The organism is Nitrobacter sp. NHB1, from assembly GCF_036964665.1.
GTDB lineage: Bacteria > Pseudomonadota > Alphaproteobacteria > Rhizobiales > Xanthobacteraceae > Nitrobacter.
Genome location: NZ_JBAMDA010000001.1, coordinates 310,996 through 334,129, shown reverse-complemented (window position 1 = coordinate 334,129; position 23,134 = coordinate 310,996). Strand labels below are relative to the sequence as shown.

General features: G+C 62.7%; 21 protein-coding genes and 1 pseudogene. 8 read left to right on the top strand and 14 right to left on the bottom strand.

The genetic code is table 11. The annotated features are described in order from the left end of the window. The first annotated feature begins 68 nt into the window (after nt 1-68). Complete coding sequence (locus tag V4R08_RS01610; RefSeq protein WP_335577734.1) at nt 69-671, top strand: hypothetical protein; 603 nt, start codon at nt 69-71, stop codon at nt 669-671. Between the two features lie 34 nt (nt 672-705). On the opposite strand, the gene V4R08_RS01605 is transcribed toward V4R08_RS01610, so the two are convergent. Together V4R08_RS01605 and V4R08_RS01600 are read right to left on the bottom strand one after the other, a co-directional pair. Further along, nucleotides 706-1,356: a 3-oxoacid CoA-transferase subunit B gene (locus tag V4R08_RS01605; protein ID WP_335577733.1), complete on the bottom strand. Its 651-nt coding sequence runs from the start codon at nt 1,354-1,356 to the stop codon at nt 706-708. Nucleotides 1,357-1,567: 211 nt separating this feature from the next. Beyond that, nucleotides 1,568-2,275: a CoA transferase subunit A gene (locus V4R08_RS01600; RefSeq protein ID WP_335577732.1), complete on the bottom strand. Its 708-nt coding sequence runs from the start codon at nt 2,273-2,275 to the stop codon at nt 1,568-1,570. 224 nt (nt 2,276-2,499) lie between these two features. On the opposite strand from V4R08_RS01600, the gene V4R08_RS01595 reads away from it, so the two are divergent. Further along, the gene (locus V4R08_RS01595; protein ID WP_335577731.1) at nt 2,500-4,431 is read left to right on the top strand and encodes an AsmA family protein; all 1,932 of its coding nucleotides are present in this window, start codon (nt 2,500-2,502) and stop codon (nt 4,429-4,431) included. A gap of 150 nt (nt 4,432-4,581) precedes the next feature. On the opposite strand, the gene V4R08_RS01590 is transcribed toward V4R08_RS01595, so the two are convergent. The 4 genes from V4R08_RS01590 to V4R08_RS01575 form a co-directional block, all read right to left on the bottom strand. Further along, the gene (locus tag V4R08_RS01590) at nt 4,582-5,400 is read right to left on the bottom strand and encodes an ABC transporter permease subunit (RefSeq protein WP_335577730.1); all 819 of its coding nucleotides are present in this window, start codon (nt 5,398-5,400) and stop codon (nt 4,582-4,584) included. After that, complete coding sequence (locus tag V4R08_RS01585) at nt 5,400-6,314, bottom strand: ABC transporter permease (RefSeq protein ID WP_335577729.1); 915 nt, start codon at nt 6,312-6,314, stop codon at nt 5,400-5,402. Before V4R08_RS01585 ends, V4R08_RS01590 begins: the two co-directional genes overlap by 1 nt. Then, nucleotides 6,311-7,459, bottom strand: a complete 1,149-nt coding sequence (locus tag V4R08_RS01580) for an ABC transporter ATP-binding protein (protein WP_335577728.1) — start codon at nt 7,457-7,459, stop codon at nt 6,311-6,313. The genes V4R08_RS01585 and V4R08_RS01580 overlap by 4 nt, the downstream gene beginning before the upstream one ends. Before the next feature lie 198 nt (nt 7,460-7,657). Then, on the bottom strand, nt 7,658-10,342 hold the full coding sequence (locus V4R08_RS01575) for an EAL domain-containing protein (RefSeq protein WP_335577727.1): 2,685 nt from the start codon (nt 10,340-10,342) through the stop codon (nt 7,658-7,660). Between the two features lie 226 nt (nt 10,343-10,568). On the opposite strand from V4R08_RS01575, the gene V4R08_RS01570 reads away from it, so the two are divergent. Next, a complete protein-coding gene (locus tag V4R08_RS01570; protein ID WP_335577726.1) occupies nt 10,569-11,672 on the top strand; it encodes an NAD(P)/FAD-dependent oxidoreductase in 1,104 nt (367 codons plus the stop codon). 104 nt (nt 11,673-11,776) lie between these two features. Here V4R08_RS01570 and V4R08_RS01565 read toward each other — a convergent pair whose 3' ends face one another. Then, on the bottom strand, nt 11,777-11,962 hold the full coding sequence (locus V4R08_RS01565; RefSeq protein WP_335577725.1) for a YdcH family protein: 186 nt from the start codon (nt 11,960-11,962) through the stop codon (nt 11,777-11,779). A gap of 238 nt (nt 11,963-12,200) precedes the next feature. Between V4R08_RS01565 and V4R08_RS01560 the strand changes: the two genes are divergently transcribed. Continuing rightward, on the top strand, nt 12,201-12,407 hold the full coding sequence (locus V4R08_RS01560) for a YdcH family protein (RefSeq protein ID WP_335577724.1): 207 nt from the start codon (nt 12,201-12,203) through the stop codon (nt 12,405-12,407). A 195-nt stretch (nt 12,408-12,602) separates the two neighbouring features. On the opposite strand, the gene V4R08_RS01555 is transcribed toward V4R08_RS01560, so the two are convergent. Next, a complete protein-coding gene (locus V4R08_RS01555) occupies nt 12,603-13,283 on the bottom strand; it encodes a GGDEF domain-containing protein (protein WP_335577723.1) in 681 nt (226 codons plus the stop codon). A 118-nt stretch (nt 13,284-13,401) separates the two neighbouring features. On the opposite strand from V4R08_RS01555, the gene purE reads away from it, so the two are divergent. From purE to V4R08_RS01540, 3 genes are read left to right on the top strand one after another with little or no spacing between them, the layout of a single operon-like run. Beyond that, nucleotides 13,402-13,890 (top strand): 5-(carboxyamino)imidazole ribonucleotide mutase, encoded by a 489-nt coding sequence (purE, locus tag V4R08_RS01550; RefSeq protein WP_335577722.1) that lies wholly within the window; start codon nt 13,402-13,404, stop codon nt 13,888-13,890. Then, entirely contained in the window at nt 13,887-14,984 is a 1,098-nt protein-coding gene (locus tag V4R08_RS01545; protein WP_335577721.1) for a 5-(carboxyamino)imidazole ribonucleotide synthase, read from the top strand. Before purE ends, V4R08_RS01545 begins: the two co-directional genes overlap by 4 nt. After that, nucleotides 14,981-16,711 (top strand): carbamoyltransferase family protein, encoded by a 1,731-nt coding sequence (locus V4R08_RS01540; protein WP_335577720.1) that lies wholly within the window; start codon nt 14,981-14,983, stop codon nt 16,709-16,711. Before V4R08_RS01545 ends, V4R08_RS01540 begins: the two co-directional genes overlap by 4 nt. 106 nt (nt 16,712-16,817) lie before the next feature. Here the strand turns inward: V4R08_RS01540 and aqpZ are convergent. Beyond that, nucleotides 16,818-17,527 (bottom strand): annotated as a pseudogene (aqpZ, locus tag V4R08_RS01535) (aquaporin Z). A 269-nt stretch (nt 17,528-17,796) separates the two neighbouring features. Between aqpZ and rpsU the strand changes: the two are divergent. Next, on the top strand, nt 17,797-18,078 hold the full coding sequence (gene rpsU / locus V4R08_RS01530; RefSeq protein ID WP_335577719.1) for a 30S ribosomal protein S21: 282 nt from the start codon (nt 17,797-17,799) through the stop codon (nt 18,076-18,078). 188 nt (nt 18,079-18,266) lie between these two features. Here the strand turns inward: rpsU and V4R08_RS01525 are convergent, their stop codons facing one another. The 5 genes from V4R08_RS01525 to V4R08_RS01505 all read right to left on the bottom strand — a co-directional run bounded on the left by V4R08_RS01525 (nt 18,267) and on the right by V4R08_RS01505 (nt 23,113). Next, entirely contained in the window at nt 18,267-19,127 is an 861-nt protein-coding gene (locus tag V4R08_RS01525) for a hypothetical protein (RefSeq protein WP_335577718.1), read from the bottom strand. A 258-nt stretch (nt 19,128-19,385) separates the two neighbouring features. Continuing rightward, nucleotides 19,386-19,841, bottom strand: coding sequence for a DUF3606 domain-containing protein (locus V4R08_RS01520; RefSeq protein ID WP_335577717.1), 456 nt, complete (start codon nt 19,839-19,841; stop codon nt 19,386-19,388). A 28-nt stretch (nt 19,842-19,869) separates the two neighbouring features. Further along, a complete protein-coding gene (locus V4R08_RS01515) occupies nt 19,870-21,267 on the bottom strand; it encodes an NAD(P)(+) transhydrogenase (Re/Si-specific) subunit beta (RefSeq protein WP_335577716.1) in 1,398 nt (465 codons plus the stop codon). A 253-nt stretch (nt 21,268-21,520) separates the two neighbouring features. Then, complete coding sequence (locus tag V4R08_RS01510; RefSeq protein ID WP_335577715.1) at nt 21,521-21,838, bottom strand: proton-translocating transhydrogenase family protein; 318 nt, start codon at nt 21,836-21,838, stop codon at nt 21,521-21,523. A 144-nt stretch (nt 21,839-21,982) separates the two neighbouring features. Next, entirely contained in the window at nt 21,983-23,113 is a 1,131-nt protein-coding gene (locus V4R08_RS01505; RefSeq protein ID WP_335577714.1) for a Re/Si-specific NAD(P)(+) transhydrogenase subunit alpha, read from the bottom strand. Between the last annotated feature and the right edge of the window lie 21 nt (nt 23,114-23,134).

Sequence of the window (23,134 nt, the reverse complement as noted above, 5' to 3'; positions counted from 1 at the left end):
GTCTTGCGGGACCGCTGGCCTCGGACATGTCGGTGGCGTATAGTTGGAGCTTGGTCACCGGAGCCCTGATGTCGACGTTCTCAGACAGATGTCGTCTCGCAGCCATGCTGGCAATGCTTTGCCTGAGCTGGTCCGCCGCCAATGCCCAAGGTGAGCCGGTAAAATACTGGGTTCCGTTTGGTCCGTTCGGCGGTGGTGCAACCGAAGCCGCAAATGCGGAGACATACAGCGGCTTTCCGAGCTTCGATGCCGGGCATGCCACCAAGAGCGGGTTTTCATTCAGAAGCTACAGCGCGCCGCTAAGCTCATGGGCGGGCGGCTTCGGCTGGAACGGCCTCAACGGTATGGGCGCGTTCGGCACTCCCGGTTCACTGTCTCAGGAAAGCACACAGGTCGGCTACCACTTCAGGGGTATGGGCGGCCTGCCAGTAACGGTGTTCGGCGGCGTCGATACGCTGAAATATAACCCGGACGTCTTCAGCACCGTCACGTCCTTTAACTCCAACACCGGCACGGCGCCCGCCTACGGCATCCACACCGGCGTCGAGATTCGGCCGACCTCGAACCTCAGCCTGTCATTCTCCGCCGGTTACACGCAGCGGCAATCCGGCCTCGCAGACACCGACATCCAGTCGTCGCTCCTGCCCCGGGAACTCGGCGGAGGGCGCTGACGGGCGCAACGCGGCAGCTATCCCGTCCGGCGCTTCAGGCGTTCTTCAACGCAACGCGGAATTCGCCTTCAGTCTTCGCCTTGACCTGGTCCAGCGTGACGCCGTCGGCAAGTTCGATCAGCACCATGCCGTCCTTGCCGTGCTTGTCGATGGTGAACACTCCGAGGTCGGTAACGACCATATCGACGACCTTTTCGCCGGTCAGCGGCAGCGTGCACTGCTTGAGCAGCTTGGGACCGTCCTTGGCGGAATGCTCCATCACCACGACGACGCGCTTGACGCCGGCGACGAGATCCATCGCGCCGCCCATGCCCTTGACCATTCTGCCGGGGATCATCCAGTTGGCGAGATCGCCATTCTGCGCCACCTGCATCGCGCCGAGGATGGACAGGTCGATATGGCCGCCGCGCACCATGCCGAACGAGTCGGATGAGGAGAAATAGCTGGTGGTCGGCAGTTCGCTGACGGTCTGCTTGCCGGCGTTGATGAGATCGGGATCCTCCTCGCCCTCATAGGGAAACGGACCCATGCCAAGCATGCCGTTCTCGCTCTGGAGCTGAACGTCGATATTGGCCGGAATGAAGTTCGACACCAGCGTCGGAATGCCGATGCCGAGATTGACGTAGTAGCCGTCGCGCAATTCCTTGGCGGCGCGCGCCGCCATCTGTTCGCGGGTCCAGGCCATGGGATTCTCCTGTCTTATTGTATCTTGTCATTGCGAGGAGCGTGGCGACGAAGCAATCCAGTCTTGTTTCCTGAGCCCTGCTTCGCTCAACGCAAAGTTTGCAAGAGCCTATTTTGTCGCGAACTGGCAACCAGGGCGTATAAACAGCGCTCCGGCATTCGTTTGATTTCGGCATGATCCGTTTCGAAAACCGGAAGACCACTTTTCGGGATCATGCCGCCGGACGCGGGCGGGTGTTGCGGAATTCGATGTGCTTCCTGGCGGTGCCTACCTCGACGATACGCTTGACGAAGATGCCGGGCGTGTGGATGTGATCGGGGTCGATCTCGCCTGCGGGCACCAGATGTTCGACTTCGGCGACGGTGACCCTCGCCGCGGTCGCCATCATCGGATTGAAGTTTCGCGCGGTCTTGCGATAGACCAGATTGCCGGCGGTGTCGCCCTTCCAGGCGTGAACGATCGCGAGATCGGCGAACAGCCCGCGCTCCATCAGATATTTCTCGCCATCGAACTCCCGCACTTCCTTGCCTTCGGCAATCAGGGTGCCGACGCCGGTCTTGGTGTAGAACGCCGGAATGCCGGCGCCGCCGGCGCGGATGCGCTCGGCCAGCGTGCCCTGCGGATTGAATTCGAGTTCGAGTTCGCCGGCGAGGTATTGCTGGGCGAACAGCTTGTTTTCGCCGACATAGGACGAGATCATCTTCTTGATCTGCCGCGTCTCCAGCAACCGGCCCAATCCGACGCCGTCGACACCGGCGTTGTTGGACACGACCGTCAGGTTCTTCACGCCGGAGTCGCGGATCGCATCGGCCAGCGTCTCTGCGATGCCACACAGGCCGAAACCGCCGGACATGATCATCATGCCGTCCCTGAGGATGCCATCGAGGGCCGATTTGGCGTCGGGGTAGACCTTGTTCATGAGATGCGACCTGAAGGAGGGAGGCGCCGCCTGCCAGCGCGCCGGGCACGATTGATGGCGCGTATTAGGGCAAAATCTTCGCGGTGCGTCAATTGGCGGTATGGCCGCCCTTACGGCCTTGAAAGCGTCAAGAAAACCAATCAAGTTGCGGTCGCGCTGGATCGGTTCCCGACCGCTCGGCGAGCGTCATCCAACCGGGATATGTCATTGACGATGGCCCAAGAATGAAGCGCCTGGGAATATCGGTCGCGGCAATTCTGGGAGTTGCGCTGATCGGGCTGACTGGGCTGATCGCCATGTCGCGGGTACTTGACCGCGACGCCTTGCGCCAGGCGGTTGAAACGCAGATCAGCGCCGTGACCGGCCTCGACTTCGTTGCCGATGGCCGTATCGACGTCTCGGTTTTTCCCGGCAGCTATGTCTCGTTCCATGATGTCCGCATCAAGGGCAGCGACGCCGATGCTCCGGTGCTCAGCGTCGATGTGCTCACCGCCAATCTGCGCCTGCTTCCGATGCTGATGCAGCGCTTCCAGATCGCCGACGTCATGATGCTGCGCCCTCACATCCGCGTGACGCGCGCCGCTGACGGCCGCAGTAACTGGACCCCGTTCGTGGAAACGATCGCGCGAACCATGAAGCCCGGAGCCGACAGCCCGGTCTCGTTTTCGGAAATCCGGATCCAGGATGGCAAACTCAGCTATGAGGATACCGCCAATGCGGTTTCCGAGAACCTCGGCGACATCGACCTGTCGCTGGCCTGGCCATCGATCTCCCGCTCGTTCGCCGCGACCGGACAGTTCGACTGGCGCGGTGAACGCATCGACGGCAGCATCAGCCTCAGCGACTTTCTCGCGGCGCTGTCCGGCGAGCGATCCGGCCTGAAGGTCAAGGTTGCCAGCGCGCCGCTGAAATTCGCATTCGACGGAACGGTCGCGAACCCGGTCAGCCTGATGATGGAAGGTACGCTGACCGCCGACAGCCCCTCGTTGCGCGAGGCGCTGCGCTGGATCGGACAGCCTCCGCCCGGCAGCGGCGGGTTCGGCCGATTCGCGCTCAAGGCACGCGCCAGCATGATCGGCGCATCGATCGCGCTGACCAACGTCAACATCGAGATCGACGGCAATGTCGCCGAAGGCGTGTTGACCTACGCCAACAATGGACGGCAGACCCTGCAGGCGACGCTGGCCGCCGGCGCGCTCGATTTCACGCCCTATGTCCAGACCATCCGTCTGCTCGCCAGCGGCGCCCGCGACTGGAACAGACAATTGTTCGATCTGCATGCGCTGTCCGCCACCGACCTCGACATGCGGCTTTCGGCGGCGAAGGTCACCGTCGGTTCGACCAAGCTCGGCAAAACCGCGCTCGGCGCCAACCTGCGCAACGGAACGCTGGCGCTCAGCATCGGCGAGGCGCAAATCTATGACGGAATCGCCAAAGGATGGTTCGGCATCTCGCGCGCCGACGCGGCCGCCGACGTGAAGGCGCAGTTTCAGCTGACCGACGTCGATCTGCAAGCCTGCGCCAGCGATCTGTTCGGCACCGGCAGGCTCTCCGGGCGCGGCAACCTGAATGTTTCACTCGAGGCCAAGGGATCGAGTCCGTTCGGACTGGCGCAATCGCTCGACGGGACAGCGACCCTGACCGGGCACGACGGCGCCATCAGCGGGTTCAACATCGAACACCTGCTGAAGCGGCTGGAGCGCCAGCCGCTCTCCGGCGGCGGAAATTTCCGCAGCGGCAAGACGCCGTTCGACACGCTGAACGTCGCCCTCAGTTTCAACGACGGCGTCGCGGTCGCGACCGATGTGCGCGTCGAGGGGCCGGCTGCGCGTCTCACCCTCACCGGCACCGCCTCGGTGCCGGCGCGCGACTACGATCTCAAGGGCATCGCAAGCCTGACGCCGGCGGCGGATGCCGACAATTTCGACCTGCCGTTCGTGATCCAGGGACCGTGGGACGATCCGCTGATCTTTCCCGATCCCGACAGCCTGATCCGCCGGTCCAAGGCGTCGGCGCCGCTGCTCGATGCGGTCAGAGACCGCAAGACCCGCGACGCGGTTCGCTCGGTGATCGAGCATCTGTCGGATCAGAAAGCGGTTCCCGAGGCGGCCGCTCCAGCGGCCCCGGCAGAATCCGGAACGTCGCGCACGAACTGACGTTGCTCGCTACAAGCCAAGGCTCGCGCGTATTCCGCAAAAGTGGATACCGGTTTTGCGATCAGAATACGCGCAAGTTTTTAATTGAGAGCATTTTCTTACGGCTAAGCGGATTCCACTTAGCCGGAAAATGCTCTCGTCAGCCCGGTCTCACAATGGCGCGGCGCTTTCACCCTGCCGGCTCGACAGTTTCGAGGCCAGCGATGCGGCGATGATGACGGTGGCGATCAATCCGATGATCAACGTGCAGATCGCGTTGATCTCGGGCTTCACGCCGAGGCGCACCTCAGAGTAGATCCGGATCGGCAGCGTCGTCGAGCCGGGTCCGGTGGTGAAACTCGCGATCACCAGGTCGTCCAGCGACAGCGTAAAGGCCAGCATCCAGCCCGCGGCGACCGACGGCAGGATCAGCGGCAGCGTCACCTTGACGAACGCACGCAGCGGATCGCAGCCGAGATCCATCGCGGCCTCCTCGAGGCTTCGATCGAGCGATCCGAGCCGCGACTGCACCACCACGGCGACGAAGCACATGGTGAGCGTGGTATGCGCGATCGTGACCGTCCAGAACCCGCGCTCCGCATCGACCGCAACGAACAGCAGCAGCAAGGACAGGCCGGTAATCACCTCGGGCATCACTAGCGGCGCGTACAGCATTCCGGAGAACAGCGTGCGTCCCCGAAAGTTCTCGGCGCGCGTCAGGGCTACCGCGGCGAGCGTACCGAGAATGGTGGCCGCCGTGGCAGAGACCGCGCCGACCCGCAGGCTCATCGCGGCCGCGGACAGCATCGCGGCATCGTTGAAAAATTCGAAGTACCAGCGCAGCGACCAGCCGCCCCACACCGTCACCAGCCGCGAGGCGTTGAACGAATAGATCACGAGAATAACGATCGGCAGATACAGAAACGCCAGCCCGAGCACGAGGGAGGTGACATTGAACGGCGACAGTCTGGCGAGCGCGGGCTTTGCCATCACCGCCCTCCCTCCATCTGGCGGCGTTGCAGCCGCTCGTAGACCAGAAGCGGCGCCAGCAGCAGCACCAGCAGCACGATGGCGATCGCCGACGCCACCGGCCAATCGCGGTTGGTGAAGAATTCCAGCCACAAGGTTTGCCCGATCATCGGCGAATCCGATCCCGCCAGCAGATCCGGAATAACAAACTCGCCAACGATGGGGATGAAGCACAAAAGTGCGCCCGCACCGACCCCCGGCAGCGACAGTGGAAACGTCACCAGCCAGAACGTCGTCAGCTGCGAGCTGCCGAGATCGGCGGCGGCCTCCAGCAGTGCGGAATCTATTTTGGCCAGCGTCGCATAGAGCGGCAGGATCATGAACGGCAGATAGGAATAGACGATGCCGATATACATCGCGGTGTCGGTGGACAGCCACACCACCGGCGCCGACACCAGATGCAGCGCCAGCAGCACCTTGTTTAGAAGACCGTCGTGCTGGAGAATGTTGATCCACGCATAGACGCGGATCAAAAACGAGGTCCAGAACGGCACGATCACCAAAATCATCGCGAGCGGTTGCCACCGCACTGGCAGTCGCGACATGCCGTAGGCGACGGGATAGCCGACCGCGAGCAGGATCGCCGTCGATATCAACGCGACCACAACGCTTCGCAGGTAGGACAGGATGTAGAGATGATCCGACGCGAGCAGTTTGAAATTCTCGAGCGACAGCGCCGCGAAGGCCGCCTTGATGGCGGCCATGCCCTGGGCCGGATCGAACACCGGCAGATAGGGCGGCTGCGCAATGGCCGTGTGGGACAGGCTGATCTTGAGCACGAAGCCGAACGGCAGCAGGAAGAACAGCAGCATCCACAGAAACGGCGCGACCGCCGCCCTGCGGGCCGGAACCGAGAAAAGACGCCGCCCGCTCATCGGTCGAGCACCACGCAATCGTCCGGCGCGAACCACGCCACCACGCGCTGCATGGTGGCGTAGGCATCGAGGTTGAGCCGAGCCGTGTTGGCGACCGAGGCGCATAGCAGCGCGCCGCAGTCGAGCCTGACCTGATAGCGGGTCTGACCGCCGAGATAGCTGATGCCGGCGACGACGCCTTCGAGGCGGTTGATCTCCGCAGCTTGGCCCGCATCCGGTGCCCCCTCGCGCCGCGACAAGCGAACCTTCTCCGGACGGATCGCAACGCAGACCTGGTCTGTCGTCAACGTCTGCAAGTCCGCCGCAGCGGTCACGCGGCCGGCTGACTGCGTCGCGATCGTCACGCGGCCGGCATCGCGCGATTCGACCTTGCCCTCGATGATGTTGATGCCGCCGACGAACCCAGCGACCCAGCGCGAATTCGGCGCCTCATAGAGCTGCCGCGGCGCCGCCACCTGTTCCAGACGCCCCGCGTTCATGACCCCGATGCGATCCGCCATCATCATCGCTTCCTCCTGATCGTGGGTGACGATGATGAAGGTCATGCCGAGCTGGCGCTGCAGCCGCATCAGTTCGGCTTGAGTATTCTCTCGCAGCTTCTTGTCGAGCGCCGCGAGCGGCTCGTCGAGCAGCAGCAACCGCGGACGCCGCGCCAGCGCGCGCGCCAATGCCACGCGCTGCCTCTGGCCGCCCGAAAGCTGGTCGGGCTTGCGCTTTTCCATGTCCTCGAGCTTCACCAGCGCGACCATTTCCGCAACGCGGCTCGCGATTTCCGCACGCGGCAGGCCCGCGCGCTTCAGCCCGAACGCGATGTTGTCGCGCACGCTGAGATGGGGAAACAGCGCATAGTTCTGGAACATCATGTTGACGGGACGCTGATGCGGCGGAACGCCGGCGATGTCCCGGCCATCGAGCAGGATTCGCCCGACGTCCGGCGTCTCGAATCCGGCCAGCATCCGCAACAGCGTGGTCTTGCCGCAGCCGCTCGGCCCCAGCAGCGCGAAAAACTCCCCTGCTTTGATATCGAGCGACAGCCGGTCAACCGCGGTAAATTCGCCGAAGCGCTTGACGACCGCATCGACCCGCAACAGCGCCGTGCCGGTCAGCCCGGCCGCATCGGGGCTATGTCTCGCCTCGTCAGTCATTCCATCCCGTCTCGTTTCGCGATGAAGGCCAGTGATCCGATTCCAGCAGTCGCAATTTCAGCGAGTCTTCTTGCGAATGCCGGAATCAAACAACCACCGGCAATACACGTTGCCGGCGGAGTTTTGGATGCGGCATTCGCGCTCAAGTAGGCGGCGAATGTCAAATCCGCTCCACTAGTCTAGCGGTGAATGCGGCTGTCAGCCGGCCTTGCGGCGGATTGCTTCGGGAATGGGGGGCGAACGCCCGACCAGGGCGGCGTAATGCGCGATCGGCTCCGGCTTGCCGATCAAAAAGCCTTGTACCGCGTCGCAGCCCGCATCGGCGAGGAAGCCGAGCTGCTCCTGCGTCTCGACGCCTTCCGCGACGATCGAGACGTCGAGGCCGTGACCGAGGCCGATCACCGCCCGCACGATCGCCGCGGACTGCGGATTGCACCCGAGGTACATGACAAACGCACGGTCGATCTTGATCTTGTCGAACGGGAACGCCTGGAAGTAGCTGAGCGAAGAATAGCCGCTGCCGAAATCGTCCATCGAGATGCGAACGCCCAGCGCTTTCAGCCGCCGCAGCAGCGCCAGGCTGCGCTCAAAGTCATCGATCAGCACGCCTTCGGTGATCTCAAGTTCGAGCCGGCCTGGATTGAGGCCGGTTTCCAGCAGAATCGAATGCACGAGACCGACCAGATCGCCGTGAACGAACTGCACCGGCGACAGGTTGACCGCGATCTGCTTCGGGTTCGGCCAGGATGCCGCCTCCCGGCACGCCTCGCGCAGAATCCACTCGCCCATTGCCACGATCAGGCCGCTCTCCTCGGCGAGCGGAATGAAATCGCCGGGCGGAACGAAGCCGCGGGTCGGGTGACTCCATCGCGCCAGCGCCTCGAAGCCGGTCACATCGCCATCAACGAGCTTGCGGCCCGTGCGCGCCTGCGGCTGATAGTGCAGCGACAGTTCGCCGTTCCGGATGGCGTTTGACAGATCCTGGTGCAGCACGCGGCGATCCCGAATCTGCCGGTCCATCTCCGGCTCGAAAATGCTGATGGAGCCGCGCGATTTCGCCTTGGCGCGGAATAATGCAACGCCGGCATTGGCGAGCAGCGATGCGGGATCGGTTCCGTCGCGCGGGAACAGCGAAATGCCGGTGGTAAGGCCTGTTCGGATCGACTTTCCCTCGATCGGAAATTCCGGAACCATTGCCTCGACGATCTGTTCGGCGAGCGCCTGACCAGCGGCAGGCTGCTTGCCATCGATGATCACACCGAATTCGTCGCCGCCGAGCCGGGCGACGAGGCCGCCATGCGTCGCGTTCTGAATGCGCCGCGCCACCTCGATCAGCAGGCTGTCGCCGACCGCGTGGCCGAATACGTCGTTGATGTCCTTGAGGCCGTCAAGATCGACCGACAGCACCGCGAACTCTTCGTTTGTGCCCTCACACGCCTCGATCATCTGCGACAGCGCTTTCAGGAACGCGGTGCGGTTCGGCAGGTCGGTCAGCCCGTCGTGATAGGCCATGTGCGCCATGCGCGACTCGGTCTGGCGACGATCGGTCACATCCTCGTGCGTCTTGATCAGATACTGCGGTTCGCCGTCATCGCCGGACACCGTAACGCGGCGGGTCAGGAACAGCCGCAACCCTGCGCCGGTGCTGATCGGGTGCTCTTCGGTCAAGAGGCCACCCTTCCCAACCGCCGTTTCGTCGCGGGCGACGATCAGCTTCGCATCGCGCGGACCGAAGATATCGGATGCGGTCAGCCCGATTGCATCCTCGCGGCGGCGATTGAGAATCGTCTCGGCGCGGCGATTGGCGAGCAGGTAATGGCCATCGCTGGCGCACTGGACGATCAGCGATACCGGAATGTTGTCGACGACGGTTTCGAGGAACTTCTTGGCGTTCTCCAACTCGCGCGACAACGACTTGCGCTCGGTCACATCGTCGAACAGGGCGATCAGAAACACCGGCTGGCCGGCCTCGTTGCGGGCAACCACCTTGTTATTGGCTAGCGTGCGCTTCTCCGGGCCCCGCTCAAATACCATTTCGCTGTAATAATGGCTCTCGGGCGAGGCCAGCGCGACCTGATCCATCGCAGCGATATTGGCGGCCGTCTGGGGTTGGAAGATTTCATCGGCGCGCCTGCCGACGATGAAATCGCGCGACAAGCGGGAGAAACGCTCGAAGGCGCGGTTGACCAGAATGTAGCGGCCGTCTTCGATACTCTTGGCGGCAATACACACCGGGACGTTGTCGATAACCGATTCCAAAAACTGCTTGGTAGTCGCCAGTTGCCCGGCAAGCTTGCGCTGCTCGCTGCAATCCTCGTGCGTCGCGACCGAACCGCCGTTCGGCAGCGTAAATCGCTTCACTGCGATCAAACGCCCGTCAGGCAGTTCGGTGAACAGGCCCTCGCGAGCATTAGACAATCGATAGGGCTCGTCGCCGCAGGCGTCGGGCATACCGCGCGCGCGCCGCAGATCGCGAAGTTCGGGGTCCGTCATGCCCGGCCGGATATCCGATCGAAGCAACCGGTAGATTTCGAGATAGCGGTCGTTGCAGAAGATGATCCGCTGACGCGAATCCGTCATCACCACGCCCTGGTTGAGATTGTTCAGCGCAGAATTGACGAATGCGTGTCTGCTTAGAGAGCGCCTGGCCTTGCGCAGCACGGACGTCACCCAGATGACGGCCGCCGCCAGCAAGGAAACGGCAATAAAGCCGGCAGTGAAAATTTCCCAGATGCCGGCATCGGCCCCGACGACAGGACTGTCCGGCGACAAGCCGATGGCCGCGGCCCACGCGTCCGCGGGCGCCGCAGCGACAGCGGCGTATACGAGCCCCACCGCAGCAGCGACCCTCTTGCCGCCCGCCTGCCAATCCTTGCCAGTCATCGCGCACCCGAGATTTGCCGGTAGAGTGTCTGGCCTGACGGGTTTGAATCAGGTAAATGCTTACCCTCGCGATCGGAAAAAGCGACTTGGATTGCACAATTGCTTTCTCATGATTAATGCCCGGCTAATGGGAGACCGGCCGCGCGAATTGCACCGATACGCCATGAGAGCTACGGAGGGCGCAGCGCAGTAAGGCGAGCTTCGGATTCGGGACACTAGGCCGCGAATGGACAGGGTTGAGTGCGTAGTCGTGGGCGCAGGTGTGATCGGGCTTGCGATCGCGCGGCGACTCGCGCGATCCGGCCGTGAGGTCATCGTTCTCGAGGCTGCGGAAGCCGTCGGAACGGCAACATCGTCGCGCAACAGCGAGGTGATTCACGCCGGCATCTACTATCCCGCCGGCAGCCTGATGGCGCGGACCTGCGTCAGCGGCCGGCACGCACTTTACGCGTATTGCCGCGAATACGGTATTCCACACCGCAATTGCGGCAAGCTGATCGTCGCGACGACGGAGCAGGAGGCCGGCAAATTGCGATCCATCAGGGCGCACGCCGAGGCCAATGGCGTCGAAGACATGCAACTCCTGAGCGGCGGCGACGCCCGCGCGCTCGAACCGGCGCTGTGCTGCGTGGCTGCGCTGCTGTCTCCATCGACGGGCATTATCGACAGCCACGCCTTTATGCTGGCATTGCGCGGTGACGCCGAGCGAGACGCTGCGGCCTTCGCTTTTCATACGCCGCTGTTGCACGCCAAGACGACATCGCACGGTCTGGAAATCGAAACCGGCGGCGACACGCCGATGACGCTCGCTTGCGATCTGCTGATCAATGCCGCCGGCCTTGGCGCTCCGGCAGTGGCGCGCAGCATCGAAGGCATGCCCGTAGACCGGATTCCACCGGCTTACCTCGCCAAGGGAAACTATTTCAGTTGCAGCGTCCGCACGCCGTTTTCGCGCCTGGTCTATCCGGTGCCGGAGCCCGGCGGCCTTGGCGTGCATCTCACGCTGGATCTCGCTGGGCAGGCCCGCTTCGGTCCCGACGTGGAATGGATCGACAGCCCGGACTATGACGTCGATCCGGCGCGGGCAGCGCGGTTTTACCCGGCGATCCGGCACTATTGGCCCGACCTGCCCGACGACGCCCTGATCCCGGCCTATTCCGGAATCCGGCCCAAGATCGTTCCGCCGGCCGTCGCGAAACAGGATTTCATGATCGAGGGGGCCGCCGACCACGGCGTGGCGGGGCTGATCAATCTGTTCGGAATTGAATCGCCCGGCCTGACGTCGTCACTTGCGATCGCGGACCATGTCGCCTCGCTGGCCGTGAGGTAGCCCACACGCCGGCCTGGCCGCACGCCAGTCCGGCGTGCGAACCGGCTGCAATTGATCGGCGGCACCAGGCGCCGAGGCCCCTCAAAAGCAGGGATTGGGAGAGTTTAGTGGAGGGTCTCGACCGTGCAGAGTTTCAGTCTTTCGATCTCGTCCCTAAGCATCAGTTTACGGCGCTTCAATTGGGCGATCCTCAGGTCGTCGGTGGAAAGATGCCTGAGGGCATCGTGCAATTCGCTTTCCAGGATCCGATGTTTCCGTTCCAGTTCAGCGAGATGCGCCTGAATTGCCATTCGAACCTCCTCGGTAGGATTAACCTCAGATTCGCTCCGGATTCTTGAGTGTACATGAACCGTGGCGGCTGTCGATGGGACAGAAAAGCGCGTCAATCATATTTGCAGGGATTAGCAGAAATGAACCGTGAGCGCGGAACCCGACGACTTGCGCGGCGCGCGGGCAAGGGCGATAATTCGCCGAGCTGAAACTCCTAACCCTTCGCAAACTCTTCGCGATTCAAGTCAGTGCGTCATCATGGCCGACGAAGAAGAGCGCGAACTCGGAGCTGAACTCGCCCGGCTGCAACAGGAACACCGCGACCTCGACGCCGCCATCGATGCCCTGCACCAATCGCCCGCGCCCGATTTGCTGCGACTACAGCGGTTGAAGAAACGCAAACTGCAACTGCGCGACCGCATCGCCTTCATCGAAGACCAGATCACGCCGGATATCATTGCCTGAATGGCAGCGGCGCTGGAATGGCGACGTCTAAAGCGGAACGAAATGGGGTTATATCGTCATTGCGAGCGAAGCGAAGCAATCCAGCTTTCTTCAGCGAGTCTTGGATCGCAACGTCGCTTGCGCTCCGCGCAATGACGATGAAGTCCGGCTAATCTCATTTCATCATCATGCTCTGACCACCTACTGGGCGGCCTCTCAATCGCTCCGCCGTTGCGCCTTGCGGACGTACATCGCGCAGTCGGCCTGCTCCAGCGCCGTGCCGGCGTCGGCGTGCGGTCCGAGGATGGCGACTCCGATCGATGCGCCGGCCGTGATCGCCCGTCCGCGGAAAGTCAATGTCAGCCGGTCGATGGCTTCTTCGAGCGCCGACGCCTTGGCTTTGGCGTCGGTCTCGCTGAGATTCCACAAGAGCAGCGCGAACTCGTCGCCGCCGAGCCGCCCGATCAGGTCGGAGGATCGCACGTGTCGAGACAGCACCGCGACTACCGCCTTCAGCACCGCATCTCCAGCCGCATGACCGAAAGCATCGTTGATGGGCTTCAGGCGATCGACGTCGAGCACGAACAACGCACCGCTCGCATGATAGCGCCGGATATAGGCGACCGAGCGGTGAAGCTCGCGTTCGAAGCCGCGGCGATTGAGAACGTCCAGAAGAAAATCGGTATCCGCGGATGACTCAAGATCCGCGATCCGCTCCTGCGCCGCCGCAAGTTGGGATTTGAGGCGGCGAATCGTGGCTCGGGCGTCCGCCGCAACGTCACGCTGTACCGTTTGCTTGGGCGCGAGCGCGGCCAGCCGCGCGGCAGGCGCAACCTTGCGGCGGCTCGCCTTGCGTTTCACGGCCGTAGCGGTGGGCGCTTTCGGTGTCTTTTTCATCGTCACAAGGCTTGCCGCCGTTCACCAAGAAAGGATAGTTCATTCCCGACTGCTTGCCTCGTCAAGACACCCCCCTATAATTCGGAACATGTTTCTGGATTTCCGAAAGAAATAATAAATGACCGCCGCCGTCGCCATCATCATGGGAAGCCAGTCGGACTGGGAGACCATGCGTCACGCCGCGGAAACGCTGGCCGCGCTTGGCGTGACGAACGAGACGCGAATCGTGTCCGCGCACCGGACACCTGAGAGGCTGTTCGCATTCGCCAGGGGCGCCAACGCCGAGGGTTTCAAGGTCATCATCGCGGGCGCGGGCGGCGCCGCGCACCTGCCCGGCATGACCGCGTCGCTGACGGAGCTTCCGGTGCTTGGCGTACCCATCGAATCCAAAGCGCTTGCCGGGCTCGACTCGCTGTATTCGATCGTTCAGATGCCGGCCGGCGTTCCGGTGGGAACGCTCGCGATCGGCAAGGCCGGTGCCATCAATGCGGCGCTGCTGGCGGCAAGCGTGCTCGCCCTCAACGACCCGGCGCTCGCCGGCCGCCTCAAAGCATGGCGCAAACAGCAGACGGATGCGGTAAGCGAACGCCCGGAGGGATCGGCGTGAGCGATTCTCGGCGGGTGACGCTTCAGCCGGGCGACACCATCGGAATTCTCGGCGGCGGGCAACTCGGCCGGATGCTGGCGTTGGCGGCGGCGCGCCTTGGCCTCAAGTGCCAGGTGTTCTCGCCGGATCCGGACTCGCCGGCGTTCGACGTGGTGCAGAACGCCACCTGCGCCGAATACGCCGACGTCGAGGCGCTGGAGTTGTTCGCGGCCGACGTCGACGTCGTCACCTATGAATTCGAGAATGTCCCGGCAGCGACCGCGATGGTGCTCGCCGCGCGCCGGCCGGTGCTACCCGACCATCGCATACTGGAGACGGTGCAGGACCGCCTGGTTGAGAAGAACTTCGTCACCGGGCTCGGTATCGGCACCGCGGCCTATACCGACGTGGCGTCGGCGTCGGCGTTGCGCGAGGCGATCGAAATCATCGGCCTGCCGGCGGTGATCAAGACCCGCCGCTTCGGCTACGACGGCAAGGGTCAGGCCGTCATTCGCGCGGGCGACGATCCCGATCAGGTGTGGGACGATCTCGGCACCAAGGCGGCGATCCTGGAAGCCTTCGTGCCATTCGAGCGCGAGATTTCCGTTATCGCCGCGCGCGGCGGCGATGGCAGCGTCGAATGCTTCGACGTGACCGAGAACGAGCATCGCGATCACATCCTGAAATATTCGCGCGTACCGGCCGCGATTCCCGATGCGCTCGCCGCGCAGGCGCGCGACATTGCGGAAAAGATCGCGACCGCGCTCGACTATATCGGCGTGCTGGCCGTCGAGATGTTCGTGGTGCCGGGCGCCGGAGGGCCGACGCTGCTCGTCAACGAGATCGCGCCGCGGGTCCACAACTCCGGGCACTGGACGCTCGACGGCGACTCGATCTCGCAATTCGAGCAGCACATCCGCGCGATCGCCGGCTGGCCGCTCGGCAAGCCGGTCCGGCACGGCAGCGCCGTCATGACAAACCTGATCGGCGACGACATCCTCGACTACGGGAAGTGGCTCATCGTGCCGGGCGCAGCCGTGCATTTCTACGGCAAGGGCGCGCCGCGCCCCGGCCGCAAGATGGGCCATGTTACGGAAGTCAAACAGTCCAAATGAAAAACGGCGAGATAATTCTCGGGATCCACTGCGGACCTCATGATTCTTCAGCTGCGCTGTTTCGCGACTACGATCTTCTTGCAGCCATTCAACTCGAGCGCCTGACCCGAAAAAAGGGCGATGGAAACACCTTTCCGGATGCTTGCATCGACGAAGTGTTATCGATCGCCGGCCTGACAAGACACGACGTCGACGCTGTCATCATGAGCCGCATGCTGTTCGAGGCGCGCTATTGCCGGCGCGTGCCAGGAATCGGCGAACGGCTCGCCACGATGATGCGGCGCTCGAAGGGAAAATACTTTCGTTATGTGATCGGCGAAATCGACCGCATGCATTCCCACGATTACGCCGCGATGTTCGATTTCGACGCATTCAGACGGGGCTACGGTTTTCGTCCTGACACTCATATCGGCTTCGCCAACCACCATGAATGCCACGCCCTGCCGACGCTGTTCTACAGCGGCTGGCAGGATGCGCTGCTGGTAACGGCAGATGGCGGTGGCGACAAGGTCAACTACAGCCATCGCCATTTCTCTAACGGCGAGATCGAGACAATCTACGGAGGCAACGAGACCGACTTCCTTCTGAAACCGGTCGACAGCCTCGGCCGCGCCTACAGCGCAGCCACGCTGGCGCTCGGCTTTCGACCCAATCGTCACGAAGGAAAGCTGACGGGACTGGCCGCATTCGGCAATCCTGTTTTCTACGACAAGCTGGCGTCCTTTTTCGATGTCGACGAGAGCGGCCGGGTTCATTCGCGTTTTCGCGGATACACCCACATGAAGCGCACGATGGCGAGCCTTGCGAAAAAGGGCCGACGCGAAGATGTCGCAGCGTCGATTCAGAAAGTCGTCGAAGACGTCATGCTGCGATCGGTCGGCACGCTGTTGAAGCGATATCCGAGCCGCAATCTCGGGTTGGCCGGCGGGCTGTTCGCAAACGTCAAGCTTAACCGTCTGCTCGCCGAGAGTTTCGCTCTCGATGAGATTTTTGTCTTTCCGGCGATGGGCGATGAAGGACTGACAATTGGCGCGGCGCTGCTTCATCTGCTTGAACGCGACGGCATGCCTGCGTGGCTCCAGCATCGGCGGTCGCTCGGGCCCGTGCTGCTCGGCCGCGACTACACCGATGCGATCGATCAATCGCTCGCCGCCAATCCACTGGTTCGCCTTGTCTCCGAAGATCCACTGAACACAGCCGCCGACTGTCTGGCGGCAGGCGAGATCGGCGCGATCTATACAGGCAGGATGGAGTTCGGGCCTCGCGCCCTCGGCGCACGCTCGATCCTCGCCAACCCGTCGCGCCGGGACACGCACGACGTTCTCAATGAGCGGCTATCACGGACCGAGTTCATGCCGTTCGCGCCTGTGGTGATGGCCGAGAAGGCCGCCGAAGTCTTCGACGTCACCTCCGTCAATGCCCGCGCCTGCGATTACATGACAATCGCCACCGACGTGCACGAGCCTTGGCGCAAGCGCATCGCAGCGGTGGTCCATGTCGACGGCTCGGCACGGCCGCAGATCATCCACCAAGCAGACAACCCGTTGTATCACGGCATTCTGCAACGATTCGAGGCGAAAACCGGCCTACCCGTACTGGTCAATACCAGCTTCAACATTCACGAGGAGCCTATCGTCAACACACCCGCCGAATGCGCACGCGCCCTGACGGACGGCCGCATCGATTTCGTGGTGACGACGAAGGGTGTCTATCAGCGGGTTGCATGAGCGGCCTCACGCCGATTGTTGCCCGGGGCAGAAATCGGCGCCACTCCCGGTCGAACGGTGTAAGTCGGCAAGAGCCGCCGATCGCAGCTCTTGCCGACTTTTCCGCCTATTTTCCGGCAACAACGCCTTCCGGCTCGTTGCTGAGCCCGCGATAGACCAAGCCGCCGATGACGCCGCCAATCAACGGCCCCACCCAGAACAGCCAGAGCTGCTTCAGCGCCCAGCCGCCGACGAACAGTGCCGGACCGGTGCTACGCGCCGGATTCACCGACGTGTTGGTGACAGGAATGCTGACGAGGTGAATCATCACCAGCGCGAGCCCGATCGCCAGCGGCGCGAAACCGGAGCCTTGCCGTGGGTCGATCCCATGATGACGAACAGGAACATGGCCGTCATCGTCACCTCGGTGATGAAGCCGACCATGAGGCTGTAGTGACCAGGCGAGTGCTCGCCGTAGCCGTTCGACGCGAAGCCCTTGGCGACATCGAAGCCCGGAGCCCCGCTGGCGATCACATAGAGCAGCGCAGCGGCAGCGACCGCACCGATCACTTGCGCGATGATGTACGGCACCACCTGTCCGGCCGGAAACCGGCCGCCCGCGGTCAGACCCACCGTGATCGCCGGATTGAGATGGCAGCCCGAAATGTGCCCGATCGCATAGGCCATGGTGACGACGCTCAGACCGAAGGTAAAGGCAACGCCCAGCAGTCCGATGCCGACCTGTGGAAACGCCGCCGCGATGACCGCGCTGCCGCAGCCCATAAAGGTCAGCCAGAAAGTGCCAATCAGTTCGGCCGCGTATTTCCTGATATCCATGACACGCCTCCCTCGGTTGCGGGAATCAGCCATCACAACTCAGGTTCCATAGCAACCCGATGTGAAGCGTTGCTGAACTCCACTGGCGGTTCTTTGGGGGTATTCCACCCGAATTTCCGGCATTTCCCGCGAACCAAGCCACTGCCCAACGGTGGACATTCGCGCTTTGATCTGGTACATCGGCGCCCTTGACGCTGAAAGCTTGGCCTTTGTCGGCTCTTCCGCTGTCTGACGAATTCTCAATCCGTGCAATTGAAAGAGGATGCCGCGTGCAGGTTCTCGTTCGCGATAACAATGTCGATCAAGCCCTTAAGGCGCTGAAGAAGAAGATGCAGCGCGAGGGGATTTTCCGCGAGATGAAGCTCCGCGGTCATTACGAAAAGCCCTCCGAGAAAAAGGCTCGCGAAAAGGCCGAAGCCGTGCGCCGCGCCCGCAAGCTTGCGCGCAAGAAGATGCAGCGCGAAGGCCTGCTGCCGATGAAGCCGAAGCCGGCTTTTGGCGCTGGACCTGGCCGTGGTGGTCCGGGTGCCGGTCCGCGCCCGCCTCGCTAAAACGAGACTCCAATTTGAATACGAAAAACGCGAGCCCCGGGGGCTCGCGTTTTTCGTTTCAGCGAAGTGTTTGTTAGAGCGTTTTCGAGCGAAGTGGATACCGGTTCGCGTGAAGAAAACGCGTCAAATCAAAATCATAGAGCCTCGCTTCTGATTCCATCAGAAGCGAAAAGACTCTAGGCCCGCGACTATCGCGGCAGCACCGTCTGGAAGACCGATTTCGCGGCCGAAAGCATATCGTCGGCGACCGTGGTATGGGTGCGCATCGCCGGCGCCGCCCCGTTGGCCTCGAGATCGAGCGGCCGCGACGCTTGTGGAATATCCGCAGGCGGAATATCTGCGGGCGGAACCGGCAACCGCACCCGGTCGTCGCTGTTAACCTGCGATTCCCCCATCCCCGTCGCGTCGGGCGAGAGCATTTCGACAGCCGGCGTCGACACCCGGATCGCAGGCGGGAGCGGTTGCATCGCCGGCTGAGGTGCGGCGCGCGTGACCTCTTGCAGGCGCGACGACGTGGATTCGTCCGGCCGACGATCGGCGTCCCGTTGCGCTCGAGAAACCTCTGATTGAGGACGAGACGCCTCGACCCGCACGGGCGCATCATTCGTGCCGCGCAAGCGATCGATCGCGGCACGCGCAAGATCGTTGGCATCGCGATGATCGTCCGGAACCGAGGCCACCTGCGCCGAAGCAGCCGGCGTGGACGTTACCTTGGCGGCGGCTTTCTCGCGCCGCGCCGCTTGATGCTTTTTCGTGTCAGTCGGCAGGCTCGCGATTTCCGCCCGCTTCTTTTCCGCGGGTTTTGCCGCAGCCGTCTCGGGCTGGACCTTCCCGGCCTCAACCTTCGCGACCGCCTTTTCGGAAACACCCTTCGCCCGAACCCCGGCCTCGGGATTGTTGCTGCCGGCTTTATCGGGCACAGCAGCGGTTAGCGGTGCGTCGGCAGGCTTGTCGGCGATGTAATGGTTGACGATGTAGGCCGCTGTCACTGTCGTGAGGACAGACGGCAATATCTTCTCAAAGAAAAATTTCAAAGCGAGTGTCAACATGACCGGCCTCTCCCACGCTGTCTGATGGGGAAACTTTTTGGCCGATTAAGGGATCAATCGCGACCGATCGGTGGCAAGTGAGCGATAAGCCGTGACGTTCCGTGTCGGTTTGTGTCAGCAGCTTGATCCGGCCGAACGCTGTGTAAGATCGCGGCCATGGACCGGTTTCAGTGCCTACCGGCAGCAGGGAACTGCTGACCAGCCCGCCAACACCGACCGCGGCATTGAAAGGCGCCGACTCATAAAGCCGGCAAGCGGTTATTTGGTGCGCTTACGGACGCTCTTTTTTGCCTTCTTCACCGTCCTCTTCTTTTTGACGGCTGTTTTCTTTTTGACGACTGTCTTCTTCTTGGCAGCTGTCCTCTTTTTGACGGCCTTTTTGGGAGAGAGGTAGGCGCCGACCTTCTTCGAGGAGTGTCCGACTGCCTTGACCGCAGCGCGGAGCCTTGCGGGCGTGACCTTGAACCTCTTCGACCAGTAGCTGACTTCGTATGGCTGGCTCAGCGCAATCAACACCCGGTCACTCGCCTTATGCTTCTGCAGCTTGATGTAGGCCTCGACCTTCCTGGCGGAACGGCCGACAACCTTGACGGCGGCCTTCAGCTTCAACGGCGTGACTTTGAATTTCCTGGACCAGTAACGGACCTCATAGGCTTCACTCAACGCTATCAAGCCGCGGTCGCTTCCGCCTCGCTTCGCCTTGTTGTCAGCCATATCGGTCTCCCGCTGTTGAGTCGCCGTATTACATTCCCTTGACAATATTCTCCGTCATCTTCTTGGCGTCGCCAAGCAGCATCATGGTGTTGTCCCGATAGAACAGTGGATTGTCGATGCCGGCGTAGCCCGACGCCAGCGAACGCTTGATGAACATCACGGTGCCGGCCTTCCAGACCTGCAATACCGGCATTCCGTAGATCGGCGAGGTCTTGTCTTCCTCCGCCGCCGGGTTGGTGACGTCGTTGGCGCCGATCACGAAGGCGACGTCGGCCTGGGCGAATTCCGAATTGATGTCCTCAAGCTCGAACACCTCGTCATAGGGCACGTTAGCCTCGGCGAGCAGCACGTTCATGTGACCGGGCATGCGACCCGCCACAGGATGAATCGCGTACTTCACCTCGACGCCCTCCTTCTTGAGGGTGTCGGCCATCTCGCGCAGCGCGTGCTGGGCCTGCGCCACCGCCATGCCATAGCCGGGCACGATGATGACCTTCTGTGCGTTCTTCAAGATGAAGGCGGCGTCGTCCGCCGAGCCGAGCTTGACCGGCTTGACCTCGCCGCCGCCGGCACCGGCCACGGCGGTCTCGCCGCCGAACCCGCCGAGGATCACCGAGATGAACGAGCGATTCATAGCATGGCACATGATGTAGGACAGGATCGCGCCGGAGGAGCCGACCAGCGCGCCGGTGATGATCAGCGCCGAATTGCCGAGCGTGAAGCCGATGCCGGCCGCCGCCCAGCCGGAATACGAGTTCAGCATCGAGATCACGACCGGCATGTCGGCGCCACCGATCGGAATGATCAAGAGCGCGCCGAGCAGCAGCGCCAGAATGACGATCAGCCAGAAATCGAGCACGCTGCCGGACATCACCAGCCCGACGACGAAGAACACCAGCGCCAAAGCGAGCACGATGTTAATGATGTGACGCGCCGGCAGGATGATCGGGGCGCCGCTCATGCGGCCCGATAGCTTCAGGAACGCGATCACCGAGCCGGTGAATGTCAATGCGCCGATGGCGACGCCGAGCGACATCTCGACCAGACTCTGCGCATGGATATGGCCCGGCGTGCCGATGCCGAAGGCTTCCGGCGCATAGAACGCGCCCGCGGCCACCAGCACCGCCGCCATGCCGACCAGCGAGTGGAACGCCGCGACCAGTTCCGGCATCGACGTCATCGGCACCCGGCGTGCGATCACCGCGCCGATGCTGCCGCCGATCGCGACCCCGAGGATCACCAGCAGCCATGCCAGAGCATCGGCGGGCGGATGCGCCGCGAGCGTGGTCGCGACCGCGATCGCCATGCCGATCATGCCGAGGAAATTGCCGCGGCGGCTCGACGCCGGGCTCGACAGCCCGCGCAGCGACAGGATGAACAAGACACCGGCGATAAGGTAAAGCAGCGCGGAGAGATTGGCGTTCATCAAACTAAGAGCCCCTCTTCTGTCATCCTTCTGTCATCATCCGCGAAAGCGGATGATCCAGTCATCCGAAACGGTCATGACTAGAGCCTCGCTTCTGATTGAATCCGAAGCGAGGCTCTATGATTTTGATTTGACGCGTTTTCTTCACGCGAATCGGTATCCACTTCGCTCGAAAACGCTCTAGACAGGCAGTCACGGCCTACTGGATGCCCCGCCTCCGCGGGGCTTGACGACATTTATTCAAGGTCCCCGCTCACTTCTGCTTCTTCTTGTACATCGCCAGCATTCGCTGGGTGACGAGAAAGCCGCCGAAGATATTCACGCAGGCGAACACCAGGGCGACGAAACCGAAGGCCCGCGCCCAGCCCGAACCCGACGAGATCATGCCGACGCCGACGGCGAGCAGCGCGCCGACCACGATCACCGACGAGATCGCGTTGGTGACCGACATCAACGGCGTATGCAGCGCGGGCGTTACCGACCACACCACAAAGTAGCCGACGAATACGGCCAGGACGAAAACCGACAGCCGGAACACAAAGGGATCGACGGCCTGAACGATATGTTCCATGGGGACGTTCCTATTCGTCGTTCCGGGGCCCGCCGGGCGACGAACGCCTCGCGTTCGCGCCGATGGCGTGATTCGGAAACCCGCAGATAAACCCGCGCGTCTGGCCCCACGGGATAACCCGTTCGCCGGCTGTGCACCTGAGCGTCATGCGCTTTTTGGCTGGAAGTTCGGATGAATGACCGCGCCATTCCTGGTCAGCGCGGTGGCCTTGACCAGTTCGTCGTCCCAGTTCACCGCGAGGGCCTTGGTCGTCTTGTCGACCAGCGTCTCGATGAACGAAAACAGGTTGCGGGCGTACAGGCTCGACGCCGAGGTGGCGACGCGGCCCGCGACATTGGTAAAGCCGACGATCTTCACGCCATCGAGATCGACGATCTTGCCTGCCTTGACGCCTTCGATATTGCCGCCGCGTTCGACCGCGAGATCGACCAGCACCGAGCCCGGCTTCATCGAGCGCACCATCTCCGCAGTCACGAGCTTCGGCGCCGGACGTCCGGGAATCAGCGCCGTCGTGATGATGATGTCCTGCTTCTTGATGTGCTCTGCGGTCAGCGCCGCCTGCTTGGCCTGATACTCTTTCGACATTTCCTTGGCGTAGCCGCCGGCGGTCTGCGCGTTCTTGAACTCCTCGTCCTCGACCGCGAGGAATTTGGCGCCGAGACTTTCCACCTGCTCCTTGGTAGCGGGACGGACGTCGGTTGCGGTGACGACGGCGCCGAGGCGGCGCGCGGTGGCGATCGCCTGAAGGCCGGCAACGCCGACACCCATGACAAACACCTTCGCCGCCGGCACAGTGCCGGCTGCGGTCATCATCATCGGAAATGCGCGGCCGAAGGCCTCCGCCGCCTCGATAACGGCGCGGTAGCCGGCCAGATTTGCCTGACTCGACAGCACGTCCATCACCTGGGCGCGCGTGATACGCGGCATCAGTTCCATCGCGAATGCCGACACGCCGGCATCCGCTATCTTCTTTAGCGCCGCCTCGTTGCCGTAAGGATCCATGATCGCGATCACCAGCGCGCCGCGCTTATATTGCGCAAGCTCGCTGACTTCCGGCCGCTTCACCTTGACGACGACGTCGGCATCCTTGAGCGCATCGGCACTGACTACAGCGCCCGCGGCCGTGAATTCCGAATCCGGCAATCCCGACCTGACTCCGGCGCCCGGCTCGATTGCGACATCCGCGCCGAGCGCCTTGAACTTCTTCACGGTATCCGGCGACGCCGCCACCCGCGGCTCGGACGGATCGATTTCCTTCGCTATCGCAATCTTCATGATGCCTCCCGCAGCCCACGG

What these genes read in the sequence shown, in the direction of transcription:
- V4R08_RS01610 (WP_335577734.1), top strand. Translation starts at nt 69, where the DNA reads ATGTCGACGTTCTCAGACAGATGTCGTCTCGCAGCCATGCTGGCAATG.
- V4R08_RS01605 (WP_335577733.1), bottom strand. Translation starts at nt 1,356, where the DNA reads ATGGCCTGGACCCGCGAACAGATGGCGGCGCGCGCCGCCAAGGAATTG.
- V4R08_RS01600 (WP_335577732.1), bottom strand. Translation starts at nt 2,275, where the DNA reads ATGAACAAGGTCTACCCCGACGCCAAATCGGCCCTCGATGGCATCCTC.
- V4R08_RS01595 (WP_335577731.1), top strand. Translation starts at nt 2,500, where the DNA reads ATGAAGCGCCTGGGAATATCGGTCGCGGCAATTCTGGGAGTTGCGCTG.
- V4R08_RS01590 (WP_335577730.1), bottom strand. Translation starts at nt 5,400, where the DNA reads ATGGCAAAGCCCGCGCTCGCCAGACTGTCGCCGTTCAATGTCACCTCC.
- V4R08_RS01585 (WP_335577729.1), bottom strand. Translation starts at nt 6,314, where the DNA reads ATGAGCGGGCGGCGTCTTTTCTCGGTTCCGGCCCGCAGGGCGGCGGTC.
- V4R08_RS01580 (WP_335577728.1), bottom strand. Translation starts at nt 7,459, where the DNA reads ATGACTGACGAGGCGAGACATAGCCCCGATGCGGCCGGGCTGACCGGC.
- V4R08_RS01575 (WP_335577727.1), bottom strand. Translation starts at nt 10,342, where the DNA reads ATGACTGGCAAGGATTGGCAGGCGGGCGGCAAGAGGGTCGCTGCTGCG.
- V4R08_RS01570 (WP_335577726.1), top strand. Translation starts at nt 10,569, where the DNA reads ATGGACAGGGTTGAGTGCGTAGTCGTGGGCGCAGGTGTGATCGGGCTT.
- V4R08_RS01565 (WP_335577725.1), bottom strand. Translation starts at nt 11,962, where the DNA reads ATGGCAATTCAGGCGCATCTCGCTGAACTGGAACGGAAACATCGGATC.
- V4R08_RS01560 (WP_335577724.1), top strand. Translation starts at nt 12,201, where the DNA reads ATGGCCGACGAAGAAGAGCGCGAACTCGGAGCTGAACTCGCCCGGCTG.
- V4R08_RS01555 (WP_335577723.1), bottom strand. Translation starts at nt 13,283, where the DNA reads ATGAAAAAGACACCGAAAGCGCCCACCGCTACGGCCGTGAAACGCAAG.
- purE (WP_335577722.1), top strand. Translation starts at nt 13,402, where the DNA reads ATGACCGCCGCCGTCGCCATCATCATGGGAAGCCAGTCGGACTGGGAG.
- V4R08_RS01540 (WP_335577720.1), top strand. Translation starts at nt 14,981, where the DNA reads ATGAAAAACGGCGAGATAATTCTCGGGATCCACTGCGGACCTCATGAT.
- V4R08_RS01525 (WP_335577718.1), bottom strand. Translation starts at nt 19,127, where the DNA reads ATGTTGACACTCGCTTTGAAATTTTTCTTTGAGAAGATATTGCCGTCT.
- V4R08_RS01520 (WP_335577717.1), bottom strand. Translation starts at nt 19,841, where the DNA reads ATGGCTGACAACAAGGCGAAGCGAGGCGGAAGCGACCGCGGCTTGATA.
- V4R08_RS01515 (WP_335577716.1), bottom strand. Translation starts at nt 21,267, where the DNA reads ATGAACGCCAATCTCTCCGCGCTGCTTTACCTTATCGCCGGTGTCTTG.
- V4R08_RS01510 (WP_335577715.1), bottom strand. Translation starts at nt 21,838, where the DNA reads ATGGAACATATCGTTCAGGCCGTCGATCCCTTTGTGTTCCGGCTGTCG.
- V4R08_RS01505 (WP_335577714.1), bottom strand. Translation starts at nt 23,113, where the DNA reads ATGAAGATTGCGATAGCGAAGGAAATCGATCCGTCCGAGCCGCGGGTG.